General features: G+C 52.6%; 3 protein-coding genes. All 3 read right to left on the reverse strand.

Annotated elements, in window-relative coordinates; genetic code table 11:
- Positions 1–452: 452 nt before the first annotated feature.
- The 3 genes from JFT63_RS29315 to JFT63_RS29325 all read right to left on the reverse strand — a co-directional run bounded on the left by JFT63_RS29315 (position 453) and on the right by JFT63_RS29325 (position 2,348).
- Positions 453–803 (reverse strand): hypothetical protein, encoded by a 351-nt coding sequence (locus JFT63_RS29315; RefSeq protein ID WP_068588510.1) that lies wholly within the window; start codon positions 801–803, stop codon positions 453–455.
- A 478-nt stretch (positions 804–1,281) separates the two neighbouring features.
- Positions 1,282–1,731, reverse strand: coding sequence for a hypothetical protein (locus JFT63_RS29320; protein ID WP_141698163.1), 450 nt, complete (start codon positions 1,729–1,731; stop codon positions 1,282–1,284).
- A gap of 245 nt (positions 1,732–1,976) precedes the next feature.
- A complete protein-coding gene (locus JFT63_RS29325) occupies positions 1,977–2,348 on the reverse strand; it encodes a hypothetical protein (protein ID WP_068588503.1) in 372 nt (123 codons plus the stop codon).
- Positions 2,349–2,901 lie beyond the last annotated feature (553 nt).

The following is a 2,901-nucleotide window of genomic DNA, read 5'->3' on the forward strand; positions in this document are numbered from 1 at the left end:
CACCCACCTCGGTGCCCTCAAAAACAAAGCCCTGGACCAACTGAGGGTCGAGTCTTGACTGGTCAGGGCTGTGGTGGTGCAACGTTTAGCTGACAACCGATACGACCTAGAGGAGGCCGAAAATGCAGTTACTGAGGAGAAGAGCCACGGGCATCGAGTGCCAATCCACCCACTTCGATGCCCGCAAAAGTAAAGCCCTGGACCAGCTGAGGGTCGAGTCTTGACTGGTCAGGGCTGTGGTGGTGCAACGCTAGGGATGCTAGACATCGGCAAGAAGTCTAGCATCCCTCTATCTAAGCGAAAAGCAGCGGCAGGCAATCAGAGCCCGCTACGTTGCGCGCTTTTTTGGGATACGAAAACTTGATCGCGTCGGCCCGATGAAGGAATACCTGGCTTTTCCATAGGACCGGCCAAGCGAAATGTTTCGTCATTCCCCCTCCTTGAGTCTGAATTTACTTGTTTGGATCGAATTGCTGCCAAGACTCAGGCATGCCTGTGCCGAAGCCACAATTCAGGCAATCCAGCCCTTTCTCATCAACTGATCGATTGAAAGCAAATGTCTTGCCTTTAAGATCAGTCAAAAGCAGTTTTTCGCCTTTGCTTTTTGCCTCCCAGGTTTGTTCACTCAGGACTTTTTTCTGAAAAGGATCGACCTTCACTACTGTGGCCTTACTGCCTTGAATATCGATGGCTACCAGTGGTCCTATTACGCCTTGCATGGCTCGATAGCTACCCTCAAACGGATTGCCACAACCACTCAGGCCGACACACAGCCCGATGAGGCAACCAAATTTTTTCCACATCTAACTATTCTCCTGAAAAATTGACCTTAGCGGTCATCCTCTACGGTCTCACTGCGTGACAGAAGCCTTTAAAGGCTGATCGCTTGGATTCCTCAGCTGGACAATTAATTGCTCGAGCCCCAGTTCTGTCAGAAAGACCGCCAGCTTGTCTAGACTCTTAAAAGTCCGCTCACCGCCGCGCTGGCGGCGCAGTGACACACACTCAGACCCCAATTGAATACGCAGCGACCATCCGTCGCGGGTGTGCAAGACCGAGATGTCATGCGCTAGGCCGGCAGCAAGGTATCGCCGTAGATCTGCTTCGAAAATTAAGGACATAGACCACGCATCAGAAATGGAGCAGGGGGGCAGCCCGTAGGTCTGCCCCCCTATCACCAGCAGCAGAGTTTATTGGATTTTACCCTTCTACTACCCTGAAGCGCTGCGGCCATGATGATATCAGTGTGGTGTAAATTATCAATAAGCAATTATTGATACGTCATAAATTGATTACTGATAGAGCGCGCTGAAATGCTTCAGGAAGATCCGTCTCTCTTTCACCTACGAGGCTGACAGTTCCTAACCCCCCACAGCTCCCTCTCGAGCAATGGAGACGACCTTCCAGTCCCAACCATCCTTGAGAAAGAACTGCCTGGCTTCCCCCCGTAAAGTCGAGAGTGAGAGTCAGAAAAGTGGATGAATACTTGAAGGGGTAAGCGTTCAGGATTCCTTGGTGCATCGCATCGTACGAGTACATTTTCCCATGTCCTGATCTGTCGATCTTGAGCACTTTATAACCAGTACTCAATCCGCCGTCGCTGATGTAGTACCCACTCACTTCTGAAGAAATCAGTTCTGGGATTTTTTCCCAAGGGGTCAATACCAAGCCACAACAAGCGGCCACACAAAGTACCTTCCACCGTTGTTTCAAAGGGTGCTCCTTTTTCATCAATACCAAGTCCAGAGAAATGCGACCACGATCCCCCACAACACCCAGCAGAAACGCTTTCTAAGCGTGCACTGGTGGGTACGATGCGTTGCGTATATTGCTGATATGGTCGCGATGATCAGAAGTGCCAGATAAGCTCTGTGGGCAGTGCCATAGGACGCCTGAGAGAGCAATGCAACAGACATCGGAAGTAACGCGATCGCGGAGATCACCCACGCAACGACAATCCGGTGATAGGTCATTTTTCAAGCTCTCCCTACGTAAGGCACCGTCGCAACTGGCAGCTCATTGATCAAATGTTGAAGCTGTACCTCATGGATTTCCGCCATTCGGTCATCAAAGCCGTTTCGTCTATTTAGCTCTGCAGTCACCAGATACCAGGTCAAAGCGTCCAGTGATGGCGTCTCAAAAAGCCGAATCTCAATGGGGGTCGTTTCATCCCACTCATAAGCGCCTATTCCGCTCAGTTGGGGCGACAGAAAATACTGATCCCCACGCATGACCCATACCAATCCCGGCCAAGGGGCGAGGCCATCAAACAGGTACCTGAGGTCGACCGGGTTGTCCCAGTTTTCGCAGTACGTAGCCGTTAGGTAATAATCGAACGTAAGGCTCATTTGGGTGGACTCAAGCAGGGGCGAGTCTGCATCGAAGCATGAGAACTCGCGTGCCAGAACCACGTCCACAACGACGCTGCGTGTGCTTCGCACTACTGATTGTCCGGAGGGTTGAGCGGCGACCGACGCTTTTCGGCACGCTCGCCACGAGTGGTCCGGTTTTTCTGCTGACCTTCTGATCGATCGGCAGAGCTTGGCCGAGAAAGACGTTGACCGGCAGACTCGCGGCTTTGTCGTGAAGGCGGCGGCGTATCAGCCGTGCTAGGGGAGCCACCTGGTGACGACCCAGGCGAGCCCAAGGTTTTTTGTGCTTGTTGGATCTTTGCGCGGAGTAGCTCTTGCTTTAGACCGGCGCTCTTGATTGCCGACATCTTAGAGAGTCCGCCGACTACTGAGCCCGCGACAGATGCAGCGATACTTCCTAATTGGGGATGTAAGCCGGAACCCCAGAAATTTCCGTCACCCTAGTTGGGTGGGCTCAACACTCGTGTCACCAGCTACCTTCTGGAGAATCGAGCTCGGCCATCCCTCCCTGGACGGGCATCGCTCGACG

This window comes from Pseudomonas sp. MF7453, assembly GCF_016405455.1.
Classification (GTDB): Bacteria; Pseudomonadota; Gammaproteobacteria; order Pseudomonadales; family Pseudomonadaceae; genus Aquipseudomonas; species Aquipseudomonas paralactis.

Coding starts and splice junctions, on each gene's coding strand:
- JFT63_RS29315 (WP_068588510.1), bottom strand. CDS start 803: ATGTGGAAAAAATTTGGTTGCCTCATCGGGCTGTGTGTCGGCCTGAGT.
- JFT63_RS29320 (WP_141698163.1), bottom strand. CDS start 1,731: ATGAAAAAGGAGCACCCTTTGAAACAACGGTGGAAGGTACTTTGTGTG.
- JFT63_RS29325 (WP_068588503.1), bottom strand. CDS start 2,348: ATGAGCCTTACGTTCGATTATTACCTAACGGCTACGTACTGCGAAAAC.